At 44.2% G+C, this 23,837-nt stretch carries 13 protein-coding genes and 1 pseudogene; 10 read left to right on the top strand and 4 right to left on the bottom strand.

Annotation, left to right across the window (positions count from 1 at the left end):
- The first annotated feature begins 88 nt into the window (after window positions 1-88).
- From LMH68_RS14245 to LMH68_RS14255, 3 genes are all read left to right on the top strand, one after another.
- Complete coding sequence (locus LMH68_RS14245) at window positions 89-2,263, top strand: heparinase II/III family protein (protein WP_229647051.1); 2,175 nt, start codon at window positions 89-91, stop codon at window positions 2,261-2,263.
- 2 nt (window positions 2,264-2,265) lie between these two features.
- Window positions 2,266-4,419, top strand: coding sequence for a heparinase II/III family protein (locus LMH68_RS14250; protein WP_229647050.1), 2,154 nt, complete (start codon window positions 2,266-2,268; stop codon window positions 4,417-4,419).
- Window positions 4,420-4,744: 325 nt separating this feature from the next.
- Window positions 4,745-5,542 (top strand): fumarylacetoacetate hydrolase family protein, encoded by a 798-nt coding sequence (locus tag LMH68_RS14255; protein ID WP_372127876.1) that lies wholly within the window; start codon window positions 4,745-4,747, stop codon window positions 5,540-5,542.
- 365 nt (window positions 5,543-5,907) lie between these two features.
- Here LMH68_RS14255 and phnE (LMH68_RS14260) read toward each other — a convergent pair whose 3' ends face one another.
- The 4 genes from phnE (LMH68_RS14260) to phnD all read right to left on the bottom strand — a co-directional run bounded on the left by phnE (LMH68_RS14260) (window position 5,908) and on the right by phnD (window position 9,518).
- On the bottom strand, window positions 5,908-6,738 hold the full coding sequence (phnE, locus tag LMH68_RS14260) for a phosphonate ABC transporter, permease protein PhnE (RefSeq protein ID WP_170962351.1): 831 nt from the start codon (window positions 6,736-6,738) through the stop codon (window positions 5,908-5,910).
- A 10-nt stretch (window positions 6,739-6,748) separates the two neighbouring features.
- A complete protein-coding gene (gene phnE, locus LMH68_RS14265; protein ID WP_229647049.1) occupies window positions 6,749-7,603 on the bottom strand; it encodes a phosphonate ABC transporter, permease protein PhnE in 855 nt (284 codons plus the stop codon).
- Window positions 7,600-8,418: a phosphonate ABC transporter ATP-binding protein gene (phnC, locus tag LMH68_RS14270; protein ID WP_017069947.1), complete on the bottom strand. Its 819-nt coding sequence runs from the start codon at window positions 8,416-8,418 to the stop codon at window positions 7,600-7,602. Before phnC ends, phnE (LMH68_RS14265) begins: the two co-directional genes overlap by 4 nt.
- 143 nt (window positions 8,419-8,561) lie before the next feature.
- Window positions 8,562-9,518: a phosphate/phosphite/phosphonate ABC transporter substrate-binding protein gene (gene phnD, locus LMH68_RS14275; protein ID WP_171733251.1), complete on the bottom strand. Its 957-nt coding sequence runs from the start codon at window positions 9,516-9,518 to the stop codon at window positions 8,562-8,564.
- 265 nt (window positions 9,519-9,783) lie between these two features.
- Between phnD and LMH68_RS14280 the strand changes: the two genes are divergently transcribed.
- The 7 genes and pseudogenes from LMH68_RS14280 to LMH68_RS14310 all read left to right on the top strand — a co-directional run bounded on the left by LMH68_RS14280 (window position 9,784) and on the right by LMH68_RS14310 (window position 23,634).
- Window positions 9,784-10,503 carry a FadR/GntR family transcriptional regulator gene (locus LMH68_RS14280; protein WP_017061478.1) on the top strand — a complete coding sequence of 240 codons (720 nt, stop codon included), beginning with the start codon at window positions 9,784-9,786 and terminating at the stop codon, window positions 10,501-10,503.
- Between the two features lie 725 nt (window positions 10,504-11,228).
- The gene (locus LMH68_RS14285) at window positions 11,229-13,007 is read left to right on the top strand and encodes a sodium:solute symporter family transporter (protein ID WP_017061477.1); all 1,779 of its coding nucleotides are present in this window, start codon (window positions 11,229-11,231) and stop codon (window positions 13,005-13,007) included.
- A gap of 220 nt (window positions 13,008-13,227) precedes the next feature.
- Window positions 13,228-15,307 (top strand): annotated as a pseudogene (locus tag LMH68_RS14290) (DUF4962 domain-containing protein).
- A 541-nt stretch (window positions 15,308-15,848) separates the two neighbouring features.
- A complete protein-coding gene (locus LMH68_RS14295) occupies window positions 15,849-16,730 on the top strand; it encodes an NAD(P)-dependent oxidoreductase (protein ID WP_004733521.1) in 882 nt (293 codons plus the stop codon).
- Window positions 16,731-17,786: 1,056 nt separating this feature from the next.
- Window positions 17,787-19,658 (top strand): methyl-accepting chemotaxis protein, encoded by a 1,872-nt coding sequence (locus LMH68_RS14300; RefSeq protein WP_102428434.1) that lies wholly within the window; start codon window positions 17,787-17,789, stop codon window positions 19,656-19,658.
- 237 nt (window positions 19,659-19,895) lie between these two features.
- Window positions 19,896-21,644 carry a polysaccharide lyase family 7 protein gene (locus LMH68_RS14305; RefSeq protein WP_229647048.1) on the top strand — a complete coding sequence of 583 codons (1,749 nt, stop codon included), beginning with the start codon at window positions 19,896-19,898 and terminating at the stop codon, window positions 21,642-21,644.
- Window positions 21,645-22,065: 421 nt separating this feature from the next.
- On the top strand, window positions 22,066-23,634 hold the full coding sequence (locus LMH68_RS14310; protein WP_229647047.1) for a polysaccharide lyase family 7 protein: 1,569 nt from the start codon (window positions 22,066-22,068) through the stop codon (window positions 23,632-23,634).
- The last annotated feature ends 203 nt before the right edge of the window (window positions 23,635-23,837 follow it).

The following is a 23,837-nucleotide window of genomic DNA, read 5'->3' on the forward strand; positions in this document are numbered from 1 at the left end:
AAAGCTCATATTGTATTACTTTATATGGAGTTTGAAAATTTAATCAAAGTTTAAGCAGATAAACTCTTTATTGAGGGTGACAAAGAATATGACGACTAAACCAGTATTGTTGACTGAAGCTGAAATAGAGCAACTTCACCTTGAAGTGGGCCGTTCTAGCTTAATGGGCAAAACCATTGCAGCGAACGCGAAAGATCTAGAAGCATTCATGCGTTTACCTATTGATGTCCCAGGTCATGGTGAGGCTGGTGGTTACGAACATAACCGCCATAAGCAAAATTACACGTACATGAATCTAGCTGGTCGCATGTTCTTGATCACTAAAGAGCAAAAGTACGCTGACTTTGTTACAGAATTACTAGAAGAGTACGCAGACAAATACCTAACGTTTGATTACCACGTACAGAAAAACACTAACCCTACAGGTCGTTTGTTCCACCAAATCCTGAACGAACACTGCTGGTTAATGTTCTCAAGCTTAGCTTACTCTTGTGTTGCTTCAACCCTGACACAAGAACAACGCGACAATATTGAGTCTCGTATTTTCGAACCAATGCTAGAAATGTTCACAGTTAAATACGCACACGACTTCGACCGAATTCACAACCACGGTATTTGGGCTGTAGCCGCTGTCGGTATTTGTGGTCTTGCTCTTGGCAAGCGTGAGTACCTTGAAATGTCGGTGTACGGCATTGACCGTAACGACACTGGCGGCTTCCTAGCGCAAGTTTCTCAGCTGTTTGCACCGTCTGGCTACTACATGGAAGGTCCTTACTACCACCGTTATGCGATTCGTCCAACGTGTGTGTTCGCTGAAGTGATTCACCGTCATATGCCTGAAGTGGATATCTACAACTACAAAGGCGGCGTGATTGGTAACACAGTACAAGCGATGCTGGCGACGGCTTACCCGAACGGTGAGTTCCCGGCTCTGAATGATGCTTCTCGTACTATGGGTATTACAGACATGGGTGTTCAGGTTGCAGTAAGTGTTTACAGCAAGCATTACTCTTCTGAAAACGGCGTAGACCAAAACATTCTTGGTATGGCGAAGATTCAAGACGCAGTATGGATGCACCCATGTGGTCTTGAGCTATCTAAAGCCTACGAAGAGGCTTCAGCTAAACAAGAAATCGGCATGCCTTTCTGGCCAAGTGTTGAATTGAGCGAGGGTCCTGAAGGCCACAATGGTGCACAAGGCTTTATCCGTATGCAGGATAATAAAGGTGACGTTTCTCAACTTGTTATGAACTACGGTCAACACGGCATGGGTCACGGCAACTTCGATACGCTGGGTATTTCTTTCTTTAACCGCGGTCAAGAAGTGTTGCGTGAATACGGTTTCTGTCGTTGGGTTAACGTTGAGCCAAAATTTGGCGGTCGCTACCTAGATGAAAATAAATCTTACGCTCGTCAAACGATTGCACATAATGCAGTAACGATTGATGAGAAATGTCAGAACAACTTTGACGTTGAGCGTGCTGACGCAGTACACGGTTTGCCTCACTTCTTCAAAGTGGCAGATGAGCAAATTAACGGTATGAGCGCATTTGCTAACGACCATTACGAAGGTTTTGACATGCAACGCAGTGTGTTCATGCTAAACCTTGAAGAGCTTGAGTCTCCGCTATTGTTAGACTTGTACCGCTTAGGTTCGACAAAAGGCGGCGAAGGCGACCACCAGTTTGATTACTCTCATCAATATCAAGGTCAAATTATTCGCACTAACTTCGAATACCAAGCAAACAAAGAGCTAAACACACTAGGAAGTGACTTCGGTTACCAACACCTATGGAATGTAGCGAGTGGTGAAGTGGATGGTACTGCGTTAGTTAGCTGGTTACAGAACGACACGTACTATACTTGGTTGGGTACAAGTTCGAACGAGAACGGAGAAATCATCTTCACTCGCACTGGTGCTAACGATCCAAGCTTTAATTTACGTTCAGAGCCTGCATTCATTCTACGTAGCAAAGGCGAAACAACATTGTTTGCTTCTGTGCTAGAAACGCACGGTTACTTTAACGAAGAATTCGAGCAATCAGTAAACGCTCGTGGTGTTGTGAAAAACATCAATGTTGTTGCTCACACGAATGTAGGTTCAGTAGTAGAAATTACGACAGAGAAATCAAACGTGACAGTGATGATCAGTAACCAACTTGGCGCAACTGACAGCACTGAACACAAAGTAGAACTGAACGGCAAAGTATACAGCTGGACAGGTTTCTACTCAGTAGAAACGACTTTAGAGCAGGGGAAATAATAATGAGCTATCAACCACTTTTACTTAACTTTGAAGAAGCAGCAGAGCTTCGTAAAGAACTTGGCAAGGATAGCCTATTAGGTAACGCACTAACTCGTGACATTAAACAAACTGACGCTTACATGGCTGAAGTTGGCATCGAAGTTCCAGGTCACGGCGAAGGTGGCGGTTATGAACATAACCGTCATAAGCAAAACTACATCCATATGGATCTAGCGGGTCGTTTGTTCCTTATCACTGAGGAAACTAAGTACCGTGATTACATCGTTGATATGCTAACAGCGTACGCGACGGTATACCCAACATTGGAAAGCAACGTAAGCCGTGACTCTAACCCTCCGGGTAAGCTGTTCCACCAAACGTTGAACGAGAACATGTGGATGCTTTACGCTTCTTGTGCGTACAGCTGTATTTACCACACAATCTCTGAAGAGCAGAAGCGTCTGATCGAAGACGATCTTCTTAAGCAAATGATCGAAATGTTCGTTGTGACTTACGCACACGACTTCGATATCGTACACAACCACGGCCTATGGGCAGTGGCAGCGGTAGGTATCTGTGGTTACGCGATCAACGATCAAGAATCTGTAGATAAAGCACTTTATGGCCTGAAACTGGACAAAGTAAGCGGCGGTTTCTTAGCGCAACTTGACCAACTGTTTTCGCCAGACGGCTACTACATGGAAGGTCCTTACTACCACCGCTTCTCTCTACGTCCAATCTACCTGTTCGCAGAAGCGATTGAACGTCGTCAGCCTGAAGTCGGTATCTATGAATTCAACGATTCAGTGATCAAGACAACATCTTACTCTGTATTCAAAACCGCATTCCCAGACGGTACATTGCCAGCTCTGAACGATTCATCGAAGACGATCTCTATCAACGATGAAGGCGTTATCATGGCAACGTCTGTGTGTTACCACCGTTACGAGCAGACTGAAACTCTGCTTGGTATGGCTAACCACCAACAAAACGTTTGGGTTCATGCTTCAGGTAAAACATTGTCTGACGCTGTTGAAGCAGCTGATGAAATCAAACCATTCAACTGGGGTAGCCTGTTCGTTACCGACGGCCCTGAAGGTGAGAAAGGCGGCGTTAGCATTCTTCGTCACCGTGATGAGAAAGACGACGACACAATGGCGTTGATCTGGTTTGGTCAACACGGCAGCGATCACCAGTACCACTCTGCGCTAGACCACGGTCACTACGATGGACTACACCTAAGTGTATTCAACCGTGGCCACGAAGTGCTGCACGATTACGGCTTCGGTCGCTGGGTAAACGTTGAGCCTAAGTTTGGTGGTCGTTACATTCCAGAGAACAAGTCTTACTGTAAGCAGACGGTTGCTCACAACACAGTAACGGTTGATCAGAAAACGCAGAATAACTTCAACACAGCATTGGCTGAGTCTAAGTTTGGTCAGAAGCACTTCTTCGTAGCAGACGACCAGTCTTTGCAAGGCATGAGCGGCACAATTTCTGAGTACTACACAGGCGTAGACATGCAACGCAGCGTGATTCTTGCTGAACTTCCTGAGTTCGAGAAGCCGTTAGTGATTGATGTTTACCGCATCGAAGCTGACGCTGAGCATCAGTACGATCTTCCCGTTCACCACTCTGGCCAGATCATCCGTACTGATTTCGATTACAACATGGAAAAAACGCTTAAGCCATTAGGTGAAGACAACGGTTACCAACACCTATGGAACGTGGCTTCAGGCAAAGTGAACGAAGAGGGTTCTCTAGTAAGCTGGCTACATGACAGCAGCTACTACAGCCTAGTAACCAGCGCTAATGCGGGCAGCGAAGTGATTTTTGCTCGCACTGGTGCTAACGATCCAGACTTCAATCTTAAGAGTGAACCTGCGTTTATCTTACGTCAGTCTGGTCAAAACCACGTGTTTGCTTCTGTACTAGAAACGCATGGTTACTTTAACGAATCTATCGAAGCCTCTGTAGGCGCTCGTGGTCTAGTTAAATCAGTATCTGTTGTGGGCCATAACAGTGTCGGGACTGTTGTTCGCATTCAGACTACTTCTGGCAACACTTACCACTACGGTATCTCAAACCAAGCTGAAGACACGCAGCAAGCAACTCACACTGTTGAGTTCGCGGGTGAGACATACTCGTGGGAAGGATCATTTGCTCAACTGTAAATGATTAACATACATGCCGTTTAACGATGGCTTGTGTTGATGTGGTGCTTTGCGGGAACGAAGCGTCACATTGAATTCAGTCGTGATTGCAAAATCGTTCGTTGATACCAACAACGACTGAATACATCGGGAATAAGTCAAACCGAGTAACTCACTGCGAGTTGCTCGGTTTTTTTATGCGTGCTGCTTTTATAAGAAGGGGGGAAAGAGGATGGGGCAACGGAGCTTCCCTTTTCCTTCGAATCTTACAGAGTGGGCTAAAGTATAGTTTAGGATTTAAAAATAAAGGGATTCAAGGATGAAGTGGTTATTGGCAATAGTTGCGATGTCTGGTGTCACATTGGCGGCAGAAAATAAGAAAGTTGAGGTGAGCAGTGAGCATTTCGTCCGTTATCAATACCAAGACAAAATCAGCTATGGAAAGCTAGACAATGACGCAGTGTTACCGGTCAGCGGCGATCTCTTTGGCGAATATTCGGTAGCAAAAAATTCGATCCCGTTAGAGTCGGTTGAGGTGTTACTACCGACAAAACCAGAGAAAGTCTTCGCCGTCGGGATGAACTTCGCTAGCCACTTAGCCTCACCTGCCGATGCACCACCGCCGATGTTTCTTAAACTTCCTTCTTCTTTGATTCTCACGGGCGAAGTGATTCAAGTGCCACCAAAAGCAAGAAATGTTCATTTTGAAGGCGAGCTGGTGGTTGTGATTGGTAGAGAGCTCAGTCAAGCCAGTGAAGAAGAAGCCGAACAAGCGATCTTTGGCGTCACGGTGGGCAACGATATTACTGAAAGAAGTTGGCAAGGCGCCGATTTGCAATGGCTCCGAGCGAAAGCTTCCGATGGTTTTGGCCCAGTTGGCAACACAATTGTGCGCGGCATTGATTACAACAATGTTGAGTTAACCACTCGTGTTAACGGTAAAGTGGTTCAACAAGAAAATACTTCGTTCATGATCCACAAGCCAAGAAAAGTCGTGAGCTATTTGAGCCATTATTTTACCCTCAAACCGGGCGATCTAATTTTCATGGGCACGCCAGGTAGAACTTATGCTTTGTCCGACAAGGACCAAGTGAGTGTCACGATTGAAGGGGTAGGGACTGTGGTCAACGAAGTGCGGTTCTGATGGTGAAAAATGTTTATTACGTTTCAACAAACGAAAAGCCTACTCAGTGAGTAGGCTTTGATCTTATTGACTAGGGCGTGTTGACTTTTCGCGGTTAAATTTTGTTCGAGATAAAAGCGTTTTAATCGAGGCGAGGGGGAAGTCGCCATTCTAAGCAAATCCCCCTCAACAAAGAGTAAAACGCTTTTAGCCGAACCCTTCGGGCAGCGTTTGCTGGTCATTTCTACTACGTTATCGGCTTCTCATGTAGGCTAGCTACACATCGAAGCCTCTGTCTTGTATAAATACCCAGCAACTCGCTGCAAAAATCAGCTCGAAAGGTCAACACGCCCTAAATAACCGTCTATTTGACGTTGTTTTAGTATTTAGATAAGGGCTTTTCTTGCTTTGGCTGCCACCCATTCGGAGAAGATGACCGTCACTAGAATCGCACAGAAAATCACAGTCACTTGAGGCCATGCCAGCATTGCCATCGATTCTTGCAGTTTTAAGCCGATACCGCCAGCGCCCACCAAACCTAAGACGGTAGACTCTCGAATATTGATGTCCCAACGGAACAAGCTCGTGCCGATGAAACTTGGCATTACTTGCGGAAGAATGCCGTAGTTCAAGACTTGCAGTGGAGATGCCCCCGTCGATTCAATCGCTGACATCTGCGTGACGTTTACTTCTTCAATCGCTTCGTACATCAACTTAGCCACGAAGCCAATCGAGCGTAGCGCAATCGCGATAATACCGGCCAGTAACCCTGGGCCGATGATAGCCACTAACAGGAGTGCCCAAATTAATGAGTTGATTGAACGACTTGCCGCAATGATGAACAGTGCGATAGGCCTGATAAACGTTGTGCTTGGCGTTGTGTTGCGTGCGGCTAAGAATGCAACTGGAAATGCCAGTACGATTCCTAACAGTGTGCCAATTGTTGCGATGTTAATGGTGTCCCACAAAGGGCTCCAAAGTGACTCTAAGTAGCTCCATCTTGGTGGCCACATACGTGACGAAATATCAGCAAGTTGATTCGGTGAGTCAGTCACAAAGTACCAAATCGTGTCCTTGTTCATGACTTGCCATGCAAAAACCGTTAGCGCAACAAAGCAAAGCCAGCCAAGCCAAAGCATAAGGCTCTGTTTACTGTCGTAACGCTGCCATTGGGTACGATTCATGGCGCTTGTAGAGGTGTCATTTAGCGTGCTCATTGGTCGTTCCTTACTGCACATGCTTGCGGATAATGGTCGATAGGTATTCACACAACATCACAATCACAATAATAATCAATAGAATAGCGGCCGCTGCGCTGTATTCGTAACGGTCCATTGCGGTGTTCAATGTAGCACCGATACCCCCTGCGCCAACAATGCCAATTACCGCTGACTCTCGGAAGTTGATGTCGAGTCGGTACATCGAAAGCCCGATAAAGCGTGGCATTACCTGCGCTTGAATCGCATAGTTCACTTGTTGTAACCAACTTGCGCCAGTTGCGCGCATTGCGGTGAGTGGTGCTGGGTCGATGGCTTCAATTTCATCGGCAAACAATTTTTCGAGAAAGCCGATGGTCGCGAAGGTGAGCGTGACAAACCCCGCAAACGTACCAAAGCCAAATAGAGCAACACACAGAATCGCTACGATGATTTCTTGTAAGCTACGCGCAACCGAAATAAACGCACGACAGAACAAGTAAACAGGCGTAGGGGCAAGGTTTTTCGCTGCGCCTAACCCGAATGGAATTGAAAGAAGGACACCCGCCACGGTCGATGTGAGGGTCATGGTTAAACTCTCAATCAAACCTTGTGAGGTGTTGTTCCAACGGCCACCAAAATCTGGGTTCATGAAAGCCAAAATGAACTGCCAGCCGCGTTCGCTGCCTTCGTAAATTCGAGTCCAGTTGACGTGTACCGATTGAGTCGCAAGGTACAAGTAAACCGCCACAATGATGATTAAGCTCAAGCGCAGCCATGGGCTAGAAATCAGTGGCGGCTTTGTCCACTGTGTCGGGTATTGTTTGGAATTCTGTTTTCCTGACTTTAAATGCTGCTGAACTTGATTTGGATATGGTTGAGTCATATTGTTGCCTCAGACAGGCGAGGGCTCGTGATGATGAGGTCATCGGCCTCTTCTTCTGCTTGTTGACTCCAGTCTTCTTCACCGTAGATTTGCGTTAAAACATCTTCAGTGAGCAGGTTTGGTTTGTCATCAAATACGACACAACCTGCATTCAAGCCGACAACACGGTCAACAAACTGCTTTGCTAATTGAACATCGTGAATATTGATGATGGCAGGGAGCTGTTGCTCTGAACAAATCTCACTGATCAGTCGCATGATTTGGCGCGCAGTACGTGGATCAAGTGCGGCTGTTGGTTCATCAATCAACAGTAATTTCGGTTTCTGAGCAAGTGCACGTGCAATACCAACACGTTGACGCTGACCACCCGACAGAGCATCGGCCCTTTTATTGGCGTGTTCTAACAATCCAACACGGTCGAGTAGGGCATAAGCGGCTTGGATATCCGATTCAGGGAAACGACGAGTAAAGCTTTGCCAGAAATTCACGTAACCCAAACGCCCTGAAAGTACGTTTTCCATCACCGTTAAACGCTCAATCAGCGCGTACTCTTGGAAGATCATCCCAATCTCACGGCGTGATTGTCTCAATTGTCGCTTAGACAGCGTTTCTAGATTGGTATTGGAAAAGATCACTTCGCCGCTGGTGGGTTCGGTTAGCCGATTAATACAACGGATAAGTGTTGATTTACCCGCACCAGATGGACCAATTAAACCAACCACTTCACCGGCATTGACCGACAAGCTAACGTTGGTAAGGGCTTTATCAGAACTGGAGTAGTGCTTGGTAAGCCCTTTAAGGGTAAGAGTAGACATATAATTCCTATAAGAGCGGTGTACTAAGAGTTCGCCTGAGACAGGCATGGAAAGTAAACCGGAAAGAGTGGTGAATAGCTGCAGGCGATTACACCTGCAGTTAGTTTTATCAGTGTGTGATTGGCTTTTTAGTTCGGTTGCAGTTAGCTACACGTATAAGAGACTTTGTTTGCCGTATCGATAGTGCGGATCACTTCCCAGTGCTCTTTGTAAGTAATAGGAACGAACTGCGCTTCGCCGTTACGTTTAAATTCTTCTTGAAGCTTTGTGTCTTCCCAATCGAAAGTGAAGAACGCTTTTTGAATCTTCTCTTGCAGCTCTGGCGTCAGGTTGTGCGCTGTGCCGTAAGCGGTAGTCGGGAAGGTTTGAGATTTGTAGATGCTCTTGATTTGGTCTTCTTTCACAACATCCCGTGAAAGCATGCGGTTCAATACTGAGTTAGCAACTGCTGCAGCATCGTAATCTTTGTGCGCCACACCCAAAATAGAGTTGTCGTGTGCGCCAGAGAATGCTGGTTTGAAATCTCGATCAGGTTGAAGTTGGTATTCAGCGTCCAAAATAGCAGAAGGTGCTTTGAAGCCAGAGTTAGACGTTTGTGATGTGAACGCTAGGTTCTTATCTTTTAGGTCTTCCACTTTCTCAATGCCAGAACCAGGGTAAGTGATGATTTCCATTTCGTAACCGAAAGAGCCATCTTTTGCAGCCATCATTGTGAATGGGGCAAAGCCTGCACAGTTAACCGCTAGTGGTGTAGAACCTGTGTTGAAACCTGCGATATGTAGGCGACCTGAACGCATTGCTTCAATTTGAGCTGCGTTATTTTGAACAGGGAAGAAACGAACCGTCTTTTCCGTTGTTTTTTCAAGGTGGCTCAAAAACTCGCTCCACACATCAGCGTATACTGCAGGATCTTCAACTGGCGTATAAGCAAAAATTAGCGTGTTTGGGTCAACCCATTGTGATTCATCTTGAGGAACATCAGCAACCAAGTTGCCAGAGCGATCTTCGTATCGTGTATCCATTGCTAATGCAGAACCAGAAAAAATCAGCGCAGCAGTAATAGCGCTCTTAAGCGTGAGATTTGTTTTTGTCGGTTTCATTATGTCAGTCCAATTGAGTGATTTGTTGGAAGGAAGTATAGGAATCGAGGATGACAGAACCGATGCCTTTTGATGACGGATTTATGAATGGTGTAACATAATGTTTCTAGCGGTATGGAGTTAGATGCTTTATAAGTGTTTGATTCATTGAGTAAATTAATAGGGCACGACTCGTTGCTAATTTACTCAATTGGCGCTAGGTTGAAATCCTGTTATAGTGATCCTTAAATAATACATAAACATAACATATAAAATAAGTGAACTTATGGTTAGCACTTTTAATTCAATCTCGGGCTCGAAGCGCAGCCTGCACGTGCAAGTAGCGCGTGAAATCGCTCGTGGAATCTTGTCTGGTGAACTGCCACAAGGTTCTATTATTCCTGGTGAAATGGCGCTGTGTGAACAGTTTGGTATCAGCCGTACGGCACTTCGTGAAGCCGTTAAACTACTGACTTCTAAAGGTCTGTTAGAGTCCCGCCCGAAAATCGGTACTCGTGTAGTAGATCGCGCATACTGGAACTTTCTTGATCCTCAACTGATTGAATGGATGGATGGTCTAACCGACATAGACCAATTCTGTTCTCAGTTTTTAGGCCTTCGCCGTGCGATTGAACCTGAAGCGTGTGCATTAGCTGCAAAATTTGCGACTGCTGAGCAACGTATCGAGCTTTCAGAGATCTTCCAGAAGATGGTTGAAGTGGATGACGCAGAAGTGTTTGACCAAGAACGTTGGACAGACATCGATATTCGTTTCCATAGCTTGATCTTTAATGCGACAGGTAACGATTTCTACCTGCCATTCGGCAATATTCTGACTACCATGTTCGTTAACTTCATCGTGCACTCTTCTGAAGAGGGCAGCACATGTATCAATGAACACCGTAGAATCTATGAAGCGATTATGGCTGGCGACAGTGAAAAAGCTCGTACAATGTCAGCCGCTCACTTGCAAGACGCTAACCACCGTTTAGCCACTGCAAGCTAAACACGGTTTTCAACTTCATTTGAACCAATCAAAAAGGTATGCCAAGTGCATGCTTTTTTGTTTTTAGAAAGCGTGTTGCACCATGTGTGGCACTGTTTTGGTTCATCCTCGCTTAACTCCTTCTTAAGCCAGTTCCTTCTTGTATACGCCTAGCGGTCGTTCTCTTTACCATCATAATAAAAATAATATTACGCTCGATATTCGTTTTTAGACACTCTCGACCCCCAAATAATTATGCGTCATCCATGATTTTTCATTTTTGTATATTTTGAATCTACCATCGTTTGAACTGGATATGCCTCTTCTATATTGATTAATTTAAGTAGAATTCTAATGAAATTATCCACTCTCAATAGATAAAAAACGCTGGTTTATTGTGTGATAAATGAGGGTGATTTAGCTCTGATTTGGCTTTTATTATTTTTGAGGATTTTATATTTATATGTGTTTGGTTGTATTTGTTAATAAGTGTGCAAAGTCTCACTTTCTCATAAGTCTTTGATTTTAATGGGTGTGATGTTCTTTGGCCTTGTTTTTTGAGTTTTTACCTCAAACACCAGTAATTGCCTTGATGGATTGGCCATATTCCATCCTATGTCATATATATAATTAACTTAATCAATCAAAATAAGATCGCCATCACTTATTTGGATTATTGTACTACAAATAAAGTTTGAGATTTCCTATAGTCATCGTAACAAAATACAACGGACAAAGGATACACGATGGAACTCAACACGATTATTGTCGGCATTTATTTCCTATTCTTGATTGCGATAGGTTGGATGTTTAGAACATTTACAAGTACCACCAGTGACTACTTCCGCGGGGGCGGTAACATGTTGTGGTGGATGGTTGGTGCAACCGCCTTTATGACCCAGTTTAGTGCATGGACATTCACCGGTGCGGCAGGTAAAGCGTATAACGATGGTTTTGCAGTAGCGGTCATCTTCGTAGCCAACGCATTTGGTTACTTCATGAACTTCGCATATTTTGCTCCAAAGTTCCGTCAACTACGTGTAGTAACGGTAATCGAAGCAATTCGTATGCGTTTCGGTGCGACTAACGAACAAGTGTTCACTTGGTCTTCAATGCCAAACAGTGTTGTTTCTGCCGGTGTATGGTTAAACGCACTAGCAATCATCGCTTCTGGTATCTTCGGTTTCGACATGACAGCAACTATCTGGATTACCGGTTTGGTTGTATTGGCAATGTCTGTAACGGGTGGTTCATGGGCGGTAATTGCATCTGACTTTATGCAGATGGTTATCATCATGGCAGTAACCGTGACATGTGCTGTTGTTGCTGTTGTTCAAGGTGGCGGTGTTGGTGAAATCGTGAATAACTTCCCTGTAGCGGAAGGCGGTTCTTTCCTTTCTGGTAACAACATTAACTACTTAAGCATCTTCAGCATTTGGGCATTCTTCATCTTCGTGAAGCAGTTCTCTATTACTAACAACATGCTTAACTCTTACCGTTACCTAGCGGCTAAAGACTCAAAGAACGCGAAGAAAGCAGCGCTACTAGCGTGTGTGCTAATGCTTTGTGGTGTATTTATCTGGTTCATGCCTTCTTGGTACATTGCAGGTCAAGGTGTCGACCTAGCAGCAGCTTACCCAGAAGCAGGTAAGAAAGCGGGTGACTTTGCCTACCTATACTTCGTACAAGAGTACATGCCAGCAGGTATGGTTGGCCTTCTAGTTGCGGCGATGTTTGCAGCGACAATGTCTTCAATGGATTCTGGTCTAAACCGTAACTCGGGTATCTTTGTTAAGAACTTCTATGAACCAATCGTTCGTAAAGGTACGGCTAGCGAAAAAGAACTAGTAACGGTTTCTAAGATTACTTCTGCCGTGTTTGGTATTGCTATCATCCTTATTGCACAGTTCATCAACTCGCTTAAAGGTTTGAGCCTGTTCGATACCATGATGTATGTAGGCGCACTGATCGGCTTCCCAATGACAATTCCTGCATTCCTTGGCTTCTTTATTAAGAAGACTCCGGACTGGGCTGGTTGGGGTACGCTAGTGGTTGGTGGTTTTGTTTCTTACTACGTGGGTTTCGTTGTTAACGCTGAAATGGTGTCTTCAATCTTCGGTCTAGAAGAGCTAACAAGCCGTGAATGGTCTGATGTTAAGGTTGCTATCGGTCTGATTGCTCACATTACGCTGACAGGTGGTTTCTTCATCCTATCAACTCTGTTCTACAAGCCATTAACTGAGAAGCGTCAAGCAGACGTTGATAAGTTCTTCGGTAACCTGTCTACTCCATTAGTTGCGGAGTCAGCAGAACAGAAAGTACTGGATAACAAACAGCGTGAAATGCTTGGTAAACTGATTGCGGTAGCGGGTGTCGGTATCATGCTAATGGCTCTACTCACTAACCCAATGTGGGGACGTCTAGTCTTCATACTTTGTGGTGTGATTGTTGGTGGTGTTGGTGTGCTATTGGTTAAAGCGGTCGATGACGGCGGCAAGCAAGCGAAAGCAGTAACTGAAAGCTAATACATAGAAAACGATTATAATAGAATGCGACGACTCGAAAGGGCGTCGCATTTTTTTTGCTCTGCGAAACGGAAAAACGGTCAGGTGGAAGATATCTGACCTAAATCACGAAAACTGTACAAAATGGTTCAATCGAACCGAAATAGATTTAATTGTCCTACAATAAGACGTATATTATTGCTAATTCCTTTCAATCAACTTGAAAAATAAGTGAGTTAGAATGAGCGACCAAAAATCTCTTGATGCAATCAGGAAGATGAAGCTGGAGAATGATACTTCAGCAGGTAATCTTGTAGACCTACTCCCTATCGAAGTACAGAAACGTGACTTCGACCTATCATTCCTAGACAACTTGAGCGAAGCACGTCCACGTCTTCTTGTTCAAGCAGATCAGTTAGAAGAATTCAAAGCGAAAGTGAAAGCTGATGAAGCTCACTGCATGTTTGATGATTTCTACAATAACTCGACAGTTAAGTTCCTTGAGACTGCTCCTTTCGAAGAGCCTCAAGCGTACCCAGCTGACACGGTAGGCAAAGCTTCTCTATGGCGTCCTTACTGGCGTCAAATGTACGTTGATTGCCAAATGGCACTAAACGCGACACGTAACCTAGCAATTGCTGGTGTTGTGAAAGAAGACGAAGCGCTAATTGCTAAAGCAAAAGCTTGGACTCTAAAACTGTCTACGTACGATCCAGAAGGCGTGACTTCTCGTGGCTATAACGATGAAGCGGCTTTCCGTGTTATCGCGGCTATGGCTTGGGGTTACGACTGGCTACACGGCTACTTCACAGATGAAGAACGTCAGCAAGTTCAAGATGCTTTGATTGAGCGTCTAGACGAAATCATGCACCACCTGAAAGTGACTGTTGATCTATTGAACAACCCACTGAACAGCCACGGTGTTCGTTCTATCTCTTCTGCTATCATCCCAACGTGTATCGCGCTTTACCACGATCACCCGAAAGCAGGCGAGTACATTGCATACGCACTAGAATACTACGCAGTACACTACCCACCATGGGGCGGTGTAGACGGCGGTTGGGCTGAAGGTCCTGACTACTGGAACACGCAAACTGCATTCCTAGGCGAAGCATTCGACCTATTGAAAGCATACTGTGGCGTAGACATGTTCAACAAAACATTCTACGAAAACACAGGTGATTTCCCGCTTTACTGCATGCCTGTTCACTCTAAGCGCGCGAGCTTCTGTGACCAGTCTTCAATCGGTGATTTCCCAGGTCTAAAACTGGCTTACAACATCAAGCATTACGCAGGTGTTAACCAGAAGCCTGAGTATGTTTGGTACTACAACCAACTGAAAGGCCGTGATACTGAAGCACACACCAAATTCTACAACTTCGGTTGGTGGGACTTCGGTTACGATGATCTTCGCTTTAACTTCCTTTGGGATGCACCTGAAGAGAAAGCACCATCGAATGACCCACTGTTGAAAGTATTCCCAATCACGGGTTGGGCTGCATTCCACAACAAGATGACTGAGCGTGATAACCATATTCACATGGTATTCAAATGTTCTCCGTTTGGCTCAATCAGCCACTCTCACGGTGACCAAAACGCATTCACGTTGCATGCATTCGGTGAAACGCTAGCGTCAATCACTGGCTATTACGGTGGTTTCGGTGTTGATATGCACACTAAATGGCGTCGTCAAACGTTCTCTAAGAACCTTCCACTATTTGGCGGTAAAGGTCAGTACGGCGAGAACAAGAACACGGGCTACGAAAACCACCAAGATCGCTTCTGTATCGAAGCGGGCGGCAACATCTCTGATTTCGACACTGAATCTGATGTGAAGATGGTTGAGGGTGATGCAACGGCATCTTACAAGTACTTCGTTCCTGAAATTGAATCTTACAAGCGTAAGGTCTGGTTTGTTCAAGGTAAAGTATTCGTAATGCAAGACAAGGCAACGCTTTCTGAAGAGAAAGACATGACTTGGCTAATGCACACAACTTTCGCAAACGACGTGGCAGACAAGTCTTTCACTATCCGTGGCGAAGTTGCGCACCTAGACGTAAACTTCATCAACGAGTCTGCTGATAACATCACGTCAGTTAAGAACGTTGAAGGTTTTGGCGAAGTTGACCCATACGAGTTCAAAGATTCTTGAAATCCACCGTCACGTTGAAGTGGAATTCAAGCCATCAAAAGAGCACAACATCCTTACGCTTCTTGTTCCTAATAAGAACGAAGGCGAGCAAGTTGAAGTGTCTCACAAGCTTGAAGGCAACACGCTAATGCTAAATGTTGATGGTGAAACGGTTTCAATCGAACTGTAATTCGCTGAAGCAACAGAAGCTAGATACTAAAAACTCCGAGTGAAAGCTCGGAGTTTTTTTGTTTGCACAGAACAGGCAGTAGCCTACGAGGTGGGAAGAGGTTGCGTTGGTTAGTTAGAGGCTAAGTAGCAAGAGTGCCAGGCTTAGTAAGTGGCGACAAAACTTGGTTTAAAACCCGTGTTCAGTAAACCTTACTAAGGCTAGGGCAGTGACTGTCTTCCAATAATTTGTCAACTACTGACAGTGGGCAGCCTTAATCTTGTCTGAAAAAAGGGACGGCAGGTTAATAATCGTTATTGGAGTGGCTTATTCTCATTAATCGTATGACATTTAGAGTGCATTATTTCATCAATAGGTTATTTTTTGATTGGGATATCGCTCTTGTAAGCACAAAGCGTGACCATATTTTCTCGTAAAGTGAATCCCCGTCACAACTTGCGTCTAAGCATTGAAGGATTACCCTAAAACTATTGCGTAACGGAAAAGACGTCGTTATTATAATGACCATATAATCATACAATACTATATTTGGAGTTTGAACATGACTAAACCTGTAATCGGTTTCATTGGCCTAGGTCTTATGGGCGGCAACATGGTTGAAAACCTACAAAAGCGCGGCTACCACGTAAACGTAATGGATCTAAGCGCTGAAGCTGTTGCTCGCGTTACAGATCGCGGCAATGCGACTGCATTCACTTCTGCTAAAGAACTAGCTGCTGCAAGTGACATCGTTCAGTTTTGTCTTACAACTTCAGCTGTTGTTGAAAAAATCGTTTACGGCGAAGACGGCGTTCTAGCTGGCATCAAAGAAGGCGCAGTATTAGTAGACTTCGGTACTTCTATCCCTGCTTCTACTAAGAAAATCGGCGCAGCTCTAGCTGAAAAAGGCGCGGGCATGATCGACGCACCTCTAGGCCGTACTCCTGCACACGCTAAAGATGGTCTTCTGAACATCATGGCTGCTGGCGACATGGAAACTTTCAACAAAGTTAAACCTGTTCTTGAAGAGCAAGGCGAAAACGTATTCCACCTAGGTGCTCTAGGTTCTGGTCACGTTACTAAGCTTGTAAACAACTTCATGGGTATGACGACTGTTGCGACTATGTCTCAAGCTTTCGCTGTTGCTCAACGCGCTGGTGTTGATGGCCAACAACTGTTTGACATCATGTCGGCAGGTCCATCTAACTCACCATTCATGCAATTCTGTAAGTTCTACGCAGTAGACGGCGAAGAGAAGCTAGGTTTCTCTGTTGCTAACGCTAACAAAGATCTTGGTTACTTCCTTGCTCTTTGTGAAGAGCTAGGTACTGAGTCTCTAATTGCTCAAGGTACTGCAACTAGCCTACAAGCTGCTGTTGACGCAGGAATGGGTAACAACGACGTACCAGTAATCTTCGACTACTTCGCTAAACTAGAGAAGTAATCGACGTACGACCTCGCTAGGGTATTGCCTGTCTTTTTAGGCGGCGATACCTCAGCGAGGTTCGTTTTTATCTGCCATACCCAACCCTTTGTTCCCTCGTTAAACTCTTCTACTTCTACTTCCTCAGCTACACCTACTCAAAACTCTGTTCAACTTTGTTACTGCCTCAATTCCTATTTTTGTTTCTATATCTATATCTATATCTATATCTATATCTATTTGTAAATTCAAAGCCTTCTAGCACCAACTCACTCACTTTTCCTCGCAAGCTTAAACCAGTGCACTTAACTGATTGTTGGCGATGGCTTAACACCGCTCGTATATCGGGTCTGAAAAGAAAGTAAAAAAAACCCACACAGCTGGTGACTGTATGGGCATGTTCGGACGAGCCGTCTGGAAAAACAAATGATCAATAGAAAGTGAAAAAACGAATAACGAGATCCCCCGACAGTTTCTACGTTAAACGAGTTCAATGACCTTAAAGCGGCTGCTTCAATTATCACTTTGAACTGAACAAAAGCATCCAGAAAGAACTTAAGTTATGATTCAAATACACCATAACTTAAGGCTTATTGTATTACAAATAAATTTTAAGATTGAATGCCTTGAGTGAATGGTTGGTTAGTGAAAATGTGACCTAAGGCTCACTTTCCTAGTCAGGTGACCGAAAGTGACATGAATAATTTGAGTGGAGGCATTATCGGCGAAGTTGTGAGGTAATTATCTGAAAGTTGATCATTTTTAATTGGTTAATTATTCCTTTCTAATCATGTTAAAAGTTCAAACTCATAAATGATACCTATGTCACAGGGTGATTTTAACCAGTTTTGATATGTCAAGATTGCTCACAGAAAGTGCAGTCAATTAAACATACAATATTAATTAAATTGATGGTTGTGACGATGGAACGGCATGAACAAGTTTTGCTTCCCGTATCTTCGAATATCTAAAAAATGACCATTTCATTCGGATAAAAATAATAGACATAGGTTGATATGGATTATGAGTTTTATGAATTCAAAATTGTCTCTAGGGTTTAAAGGAAAATTGATTTTAATGGTGGCGATCGTCAGTTCCAGTGCCTTGGCATTTACGAACTGGTTCACGCTTAACTTGGCGACTGATCAAGTAAACCAAACGATTTATAACGAGATTGATCACTCGTTAACGATAGAAATTAATCAAATAGAAAATACCGTTCAGCGCACCATCGATACCGTTAACTCTGTTGCACAAGAGTTCATGAAATCCCCATACCAAGTGCCGAATGAAGCACTCATGCATTATGCTGCAAAGCTGGGTGGCATTGACAAGATTGTGGTGGGTTTTGACGACGGCCGTTCTTATACCTCTCGTCCTTCAGAGTCTTTTCCTAACGGTGTAGGGATAAAAGAAAAATACAATCCAACCGTTCGACCTTGGTATCAACAAGCCAAATTGAAATCAGGCTTATCTTTTAGTGATCTGTTTTTCACTAAGAGTACTCAAGTGCCTATGATCGGTGTGACCTACTCATACCAAGATCGTGTCATCATGGCCGACATACGTTTTGACGATTTGGAAACTCAGCTTAAACAGCTGGACAGTATCTACGAAGCCAAAGGCATTATTATCGACGAGAAAGGGATGGTGGTCGCTTCAACAGTCGAAAACGTACTTCCGCAAAGCAATATATCTTCTGCAGATACTCAGATGAGACTCAATAGTGCCATTGAACAGCCTGACCAATTCATTGAGGGTGTGATTGATGGCAACCAGAGAATTTTGATGGCCAAGAAAGTGGATATTGGCAGCCAGAAAGAATGGTACATGATATCTAGTATCGATCCTGAACTCGCGCTCAATCAGTTGAATGGCGTGATGTCGAGTGCGCGTATCCTTATCGTGGCATGTGTGCTTGGCTCGGTGATATTGATGATTTTACTGCTGAATCGCTTCTACCGCCCAATCGTGTCACTGAGAAAAATCGTCCACGATCTATCTCAAGGTAACGGAGACCTGACTCAAAGGCTTGTTGAGAAGGGGAATGATGACTTAGGGCATATCGCCAAAGACATCAACTTGTTCATCATTGGTCTGCAAGAGATGGTTAAGGACGTCAAATTTAAGAACTCGGATCTCGATACTAAGGTACTGAGTATTCGTGAAGGTTGTAAAGAAACCAGCGATGTACTGAAAGTTCACACTGATGAAACGGTTCAAGTGGTCTCTGCAATTAACGGCTTATCTGAAGCATCAAACGAAGTCGAGAAGAGTTCTCAGTCGGCGGCAGAAGCAGCAAGAGAGGCCGCTGTGTTCAGTGATGAGACGAAACAAATTAACACCGTGACGGAAACCTATATCAGTGATCTTGAGAAGCAAGTCTGCACCACCTCTGATGATATTCGCTCAATGGCGAATGAAACGCAGAGCATCCAGTCTATCGTGTCTGTGATTGGAGGAATTGCGGAACAAACTAATTTGCTGGCATTGAATGCGTCAATTGAAGCGGCGAGAGCGGGTGAGCATGGCCGAGGTTTCGCGGTGGTTGCTGATGAAGTCCGTGCGTTAGCCAACCGAACTCAAATCAGTACTTCTGAAATTGATGAAGCGCTGTCTGGCTTGCAGTCTAAATCAGATGGTTTGGTTAAATCGATTGAGTTGACCAAAAGTAACTGTGAAATGACGCGTGCCCAAGTGGTTCAAGCGGTAAATATGTTGGCCAAGCTAACGGAACAGATGGAAACGGTAAGTCGTTTTAATAACGATATTTCGGGTTCGTCTGTTGAGCAGAACGCCCTTATTCAGAGCATTGCTAAGAACATGCATAAGATTGAAAGCTTTGTTGAGGAGCTTAATAAGCTAAGCCAAGATCAGTTGATTGAATCAGCAGAAATCAAAACACTTAACGGCAGCGTTAGTGACTTGATGAGCAGCTTTAAGGTTTAACTTTTCTAATATTTATATTTAAAAATCAACATACTAAGTTTAGTTGTTGATCTGAGAGCCACTCAATAGCTTGCGAGTTTAGAGTGGCCTTTCTGCGTTTTTCTTGAGTCTAACTCTACGCAATACTCATTCATCCCACTTCATTTGCCGCATCTCACATTCTGATAAATATATAATTGACATAAAATAGTACAAATATACATTGTCACTCTATTCTTATGGATAAGTGAGATAAATGTGAATAAGCCAATCTTCGTCGTAGTACTCGCTTCGCTTACGTATGGCTGCGGTGGAAGCAGCTCCAGTGACAGCAGTGATCCTTCCGATACCAATAACCCAGGAATGCCCGCTGGTGTTGTTGCTCCCTATGATATTACCAAGTATCAAAACATCCTTTCCAGCTCAGATCTTCAGGTCTCTGATCCTAATGGAGAGGAGGGCAATAAAACCTCTGAAGTCAAAGATGGTAACTTCGATGGTTATGTCAGTGATTATTTTTATGCTGATGAAGAGACGGAAAATCTTATCTTCAAAATGACGAACTACAAGATGCGCTCTGAAGTTCGTGAGGGAGAAAACTTCGATATCAACGAAGCGGGCGTAAGGCGCAGTCTGTATGCGGAAATAAGTTTGCCTGATATTGAGCATGCCATGGCGAGTTCTCCCGCTGATCATGATGAAGTGACGTTGCTGCAGATACACAATAAGGGGACTGATGAGAGTGGTACGGGTTATATCCCTCATCCGCTATTGCGTGTGGTTTGGGAGCAAGAACGAGATGGCCTCACAGGTCACTACTGGGCAGTCATGAAAAACAATGCCATTGATTGTAGCAGCGCTGCTGACTCTTCGGATTGTTATGCCACGTCATACAATCGCTACGATTTAGGTGAGGCGGAATTGGACAGTTTTACCAAATTTGATCTTTCTGTTTATGAGAACACACTGTCGCTCAAAGTGAATGATGAAGTAAAAGTGAATCAAGACATCGCTTACTGGCAGCATTTATTGAGCTACTTCAAAGCGGGTATCTATAACCAATTTGAGAATGGTGAAGCGATTGCTTACTATCAGGCGTTGAGATACACCACGACTCAAATCGATGGATCAAACGATTGGGACATTAATGATTGGAAGCTGACTATTCCACCGAGTAAGAATGATTGGTATGGAAGCGGTGGTGACAGTGCTGCTGAGTTAGAACCAGAACGTTGTGAATCGAGTAAAGATCTTCTTTCAAATGACAGCGATGTGTACGACAGTGATATTGATCTTTCTTACTTCAATACTGATGAAGGAAGAATGCACTTTAGAGCGGATATGGGATACGGCACCTCTACCCAAAACTCTAGCTATATTCGCTCTGAGCTCAGGGAGTTGTATCAAAGCAGTGTTCAACCGGATTGTAGCACCAGCGATGAAGATACAAGTTGGTATTTGGACGACACTAGAACGAACGCTACCAGTCACGAGTTAACCGCAAGCTTGCGAATTGAAGATTACCCGAACATCAACAATCAAGATCCAAAAGTGGTACTTGGACAAATCCATGGTTGGAAGATCAATCAAGCACTGGTGAAACTGTTATGGGAAGGCGAGAGTAAGCCAGTAAGAGTGATACTGAACTCTGATTTTGAGCGCAACAACCAAGACTGTAATCATTGTGACCCGTTCAGTGTCGAGTTAGGGACTTATTCGGCAAGTGAAGAGTGGCGATATACGATTCGTGCCAATCAAGACGGTATCTACTTGGCGACTCATGATTTAGATGGAACCAACACCGTTTCTCATTTAATCCCTTGGGGACAAGATTACACAGATAAAGATGGGGACACGGTTTCGTTAACATCAGATTGGACATCGACAGACATCGCTTTCTATTTCAAAGCAGGCATCTATCCACAATTTAAGCCTGATAGCGACTATGCGGGTGAAGTGTTTGATGTGAGCTTTAGTTCTCTTAGAGCTGAACACTATTTGAATTAGCTAACGTTTGAGTAACAACAATGACTGCTTTAAAGACCATATTGATTCCTAACAATGTGGTCTTTTTTTAACTGCTGCGACACTGTTAAATGAGATGTTCTGAACGATAAATGCTCTGCTCGAGTGATGCACATTCTCACCATTACCGCTCGGATTTTTCGCCCTTGATAGCCCATTTCGCATTCTAAATTTTCATATGTTGTCTTTTATCAATAGGAAGTGTGATCCAGTTAAAGTATGGAAAAAGCGAAAAGTGTTCCCAGTCTCATTTATTCAACGAAGTGTTTTATTTGTATTATAAGATTACGTAATATTTTTGTGTTATCGCAAATACTGAGAGAGAAAACGCCTTATAGCTCGTGTTTGCCAATTTATCTTTCACTTACGAACGCTGTCTTTGTATTATAATAATGGATTAGATATGAAACAAATTACTCTAAAAACCTTACTCGCTTCTTCTATTTTACTTGCAGTTGGTTGTGCGAGCACGAGCACACCGACTGTTGATTTCCCAAATAACAAAGAAACTGGTGAAGCGCTTCTGACGCCAGTTGCTGTTGCCGCTAGTAGCCATGATGGTAACGGACCTGATCGTCTCATTGACCAAGACCTAACTACACGTTGGTCTTCAGCGGGTGACGGTGAGTGGGCAATGCTAGATTATGGTTCAGTTCAAGAATTTGATGCGGTTCAAGCATCTTTCAGCAAAGGTAACGAGCGCCAGTCTAAATTTGATATTCAAGTAAGTGTCGATGGTGAAACCTGGACAACCGTACTTGAAAACCAACTGAGCTCAGGTAAAGCGATCGGCCTAGAGCGTTTCCAATTCGAGCCAGCAGTGCAAGCGCGCTACGTAAGATACGTTGGTCACGGTAACACCAAAAATGGTTGGAACAGTGTGACAGGGTTAGCTGCGGTTAACTGTAACATTAACGCATGTCCTGCTAGCCATATCATCACTTCAGACGTGGTAGCAGCAGAAGCAGTTATTATCGCTGAAATGAAAGCAGTGGAAAAAGCACGTAAAGATGCGCGCAAAGATCTTCGTTCAGGTAACTTTGGTGTAGCAGCGGTTTACCCTTGTGAGACCTCAGTTGAATGTGACACACGCAGTGCACTGCCAGTTCCGACAGGCCTGCCAGCGACACCAGTTGCAGGTAACGCGCCAAGCGAAAACTTTGACATGACGCATTGGTACCTATCTCAACCATTCGACCATGACAAAAACGGTAAGCCTGATGATGTTTCTGAGTGGAACCTTGCAAACGGTTACCAACACCCAGAGATCTTCTACACAGCTGACGATGGTGGTCTAGTCTTCAAGTCTTACGTGAAAGGTGTTCGTACCTCTAAAAATACTAAGTATGCGCGTACAGAGCTTCGCGAAATGATGCGCCGTGGTGACCAGTCTATTAGCACTAAAGGTGTTAACAAGAACAACTGGGTATTCTCAAGCGCACCTGAGTCTGACTTAGAAGCTGCTGCTGGTATTGATGGCGTTTTAGAAGCAACGTTGAAAATCGATCACGCAACAACAACAGGTAATGCGAACGAAGTAGGCCGCTTTATCATTGGTCAGATTCACGATCAAAACGATGAACCAATTCGTTTGTACTACCGTAAACTGCCAAACCAAGCAACGGGTGCGGTTTACTTCGCACACGAAAGCCAAGATGCAACTAAAGAGGACTTCTACCCTCTAGTGGGCGACATGACGGCTGAAGTGGGTGACGATGGTATCGCACTTGGCGAAGTGTTCAGCTACCGTATTGACGTTAAAGGCAACACGATGACTGTAACGTTAATGCGTGAAGGCAAAGACGACGTTGTACAAGTGGTTGATATGAGAAACAGCGGTTACGACGTAGGCGGCAAGTACATGTACTTCAAAGCAGGTGTTTACAACCAAAACATCAGCGGCGACCTAGACGATTACTCACAAGCGACTTTCTACCAGCTAGACGTATCGCACGATCAATACCAAAAGTAATCTGATCGAATAACACTTAATATTTAAGTTATCGCAATAGCCTCCAGCCTCAGGGTTTGGAGGCTTTTTTGTGCCTGCTGTTTAGGTAGAGGAAATATTAGGCCGTTAAATAGATCAAGTAGAGGGCTAGTGGTTGGCCTTGGTGCTCAGTTCTAAATTTGCCTCCCTATCCTTTGCTCAATCTTCAATACAGCTTCCCATTC

The organism is Vibrio sp. F13 (genome assembly GCF_020806305.2).
GTDB lineage: Bacteria > Pseudomonadota > Gammaproteobacteria > Enterobacterales > Vibrionaceae > Vibrio > Vibrio crassostreae_C.